Below are 2,654 nucleotides of genomic sequence, written 5' to 3' on the forward strand. Positions count from 1 at the left end.
AGAGATCAGAAATGGCACCGCAGATGATTGGCAAAAGCCCGGATGGACGGAGCGCAGCAGTAAACGCTGTGGTCTGGGTCGCTGCCTCAAGACTTTTCGGTCAGGTAAGCCAGATTGCCGTCTTCTTTCTTGCAATGCGCATTCTCCTTCCCGAGGAGTTTGGCCTCTATGCTGTAATTTCATCCATCGGGATTTTTGCTACCGTCATAGCCGAAGGAGGTTGGGCCGAATTCTTGATGAAGTCGCGGCTCCGCCGTGATGAGTTCGACCAAGTCGCAACCGTTGCGCTTTTGTCCGGCATCTTTGTCACGTCGTGCGGGCTTGGTGTATCGCTATTGCTCTCCCAGCTTTTGAACTTTCCTGAGGCGGGTTGGCTCCTCACACTGTTCAGTTGCTGGGTGGCGCTGTCGGTCGCGTCTTCTGTCTTCGAGGGTGCACTTGTCGCCGAGGGTCAGTTCCGGAAACAGGCTTGGATCCGAATAGGTGCCGAACTTGCCGGGCTTCTCGTTGCCGTTTTCGGTCTGACGCAAGGGTTCGGCTCCGCGGCGCTCGTCCATGGCCGGATTTTGACCCAGTTGGTGACATTGGTGGCATCCATGATGGTTTTTGGCAGGTTCCCTCGACCGGCGTTTGAGCGAAACATGGCCATCGCCTTGTGGGGTTTCTCCAAACATATCGTCGCAAATCGTTTCGTTGTGTTCTTGGGATCCTATTCCGGCACGCTCGCGCTCGGCGTCTCGATTGGCGTACTCGAGGCCGGATACTACCGCGCCGCGGAGCGGCTTGTATCGGCTATCTCTGAATTTCTGGGCGAGCCATCGAAAACACTGGCATGGCGCTATTTTCGGCAGGCGCAGCAAAATCAAGATGACGGTATTCCACAAGCCGTCAGGAAAATGTCTGTCCGCTTTCTGACGGCTCTGCTTCTTGCCGGAACGCCAGCCTATCTCGGCCTGGCACTTGTAGCGCCGTCGGTTGTCGAGCTCCTTCTCGGCGTTGCATGGCTTCCCGCCGCGCCGATCGTGGCAGTGCTGTGTCTCCGACAGTTCCTGCTCTTGCCAGGCTACATCACCGAGCCGCTCGTCACCGTCACCGGACACTTCCGCAGGCGGCTTCCCGTCACTGTTGTCAACGTAGCTGTGGCGGTCTTCGCGGTTATGATGTTCGCCCCCCATGGCGTTATTCCGCTTGCGATCGCTCAGTGTGGTGCGGCTGCCTTCGCAATATCGATGTCGGTCAGGTTGCAGATTGTCTATGGGAAGGCAGATTGGCCAACAGTTTGCAAAAATTTCGCAGTTTTCGGCTTTGTGCCGGCCATTGCACTGGCTGTCGTGGTAACGCTTATTCCGATCTGGGCTGTCGGACTTCGGGAAATTGAACTCCTGGTCCTGCAGGTCTTCGCGGGCGCCCTCGTTTTCGCCAGCCTCTCGCTTCTTGCCTTTCGCCTTGCTGGCCGCAGACTGTCCGCGTAGCGGCAACTCTTCCTTCATGCTGCACGGAACCTGACTGTTAAGCCGCCATACGCAGAAGTGCAGTCGCCTTGACACTATTCTGATCCAGTCAGTCTAAGTGGACGATACTGTGATCAGGAATATGTTCCAGCACCCAGCTAGTCTTCGTGCATATTTCTTGCAAAGTGATAAGATCAGGTTTCACGCACCTTGGGAGAGGTCTATGTGGATACCCACCATCTTGATTGTTGCGATTGCAACTTCTCTGCCGCTCGACCCAGTGCAGGGTGCCGAGCGTCAACCATTCCACGTGTCTCACTTCGATCGCGGCGTGACAGTCAACCTTACCATCACTTCAGTCATGACATCGCTTGCGAGCGAATATGATTTCGACGTCACGATCGGATTGATTGAACTGAATGGAGAAGGCGCGGTTCAGTACCTTGACGACGCGCGCCACGGTGCCCGTGTCAACTGCGCCGGTCGGGGCAAAGTCTTCGTCGGTGGGACAGCCTATGTTCCGAGCTTTGCGCCGGGTAAAAGCGACTGGAAGGTAGACCTGCTAAAATCCGTGTGCAATTCACCGGTGTCGTGAGTGGAAGGCGTACCAGCAGTGTGACGGAAGTAGGCAATGTTGAGCGACGCATTTCGGCCGGGGATTTTGATACCCGACCTATAAGTCCATCGATCTGCTTCGATAAAATCTGTTGCGCCATTGATGACACACTCAGATACAACGAGAGGTGACTGAAGAAATTTCGCAAGAGATTCCAGACGTTGCGCGACGTTTACCGCGTCCCCAATCACAGTGAATTCATCGTGAAAACCACTTTCCAATACGCCGCCGAGGATGGTTCCGTAGTGAAGGCCTATTCCCGTCTTGAGGTTTGGGCCGCCCCAAGACACGTTCATGCAACGCCATGTTTCGAGTGCGGTTGTTAACGCTATCGCACACTTGAGCGCACGCTCCACATCATCCGACTTTGGTCTGGGCTGCCCGAACACTGCCATCACCCCGTCGCCTATGAATTTGTCCACAGTTCCGCCATGGGTGAACACCGTCCCGGCTACGACGTTCCTATACTCGGCTAGGACTCGTGCAAGTTGATGAGCAGAGGCACTTTCCGCGTAAGTGGTGAAGCCGCGAATATCAACAAACATGATAGCGGCATTCCGCCGCTGCAGATCGAGAACGCCACTCGT

3 protein-coding genes are annotated in these 2,654 nt (G+C 55.5%); 2 read left to right on the plus strand and 1 reads right to left on the minus strand.

The genetic code is table 11. The annotated features are described in order from the left end of the window. Both PDO_RS12400 and PDO_RS12405 read left to right on the plus strand, forming a co-directional pair. The coding region (locus PDO_RS12400; RefSeq protein ID WP_009110071.1) for an oligosaccharide flippase family protein at positions 1 to 1,472 on the plus strand (1,472 nt) is incomplete at its 5' end. Positions 1,473 to 1,674: 202 nt separating this feature from the next. Beyond that, the gene (locus tag PDO_RS12405; protein ID WP_009110073.1) at positions 1,675 to 2,046 is read left to right on the plus strand and encodes a hypothetical protein; all 372 of its coding nucleotides are present in this window, start codon (positions 1,675 to 1,677) and stop codon (positions 2,044 to 2,046) included. On the opposite strand, the gene PDO_RS27160 is transcribed toward PDO_RS12405, so the two are convergent. Beyond that, a complete protein-coding gene (locus PDO_RS27160) occupies positions 1,965 to 2,612 on the minus strand; it encodes an adenylate/guanylate cyclase domain-containing protein (RefSeq protein ID WP_244426432.1) in 648 nt (215 codons plus the stop codon). The genes PDO_RS12405 and PDO_RS27160 overlap by 82 nt on opposite strands. Between the last annotated feature and the right edge of the window lie 42 nt (positions 2,613 to 2,654).

Source organism: Rhizobium sp. PDO1-076 (genome assembly GCF_000247475.1).
Taxonomy (GTDB): Bacteria; Pseudomonadota; Alphaproteobacteria; order Rhizobiales; family Rhizobiaceae; genus Allorhizobium.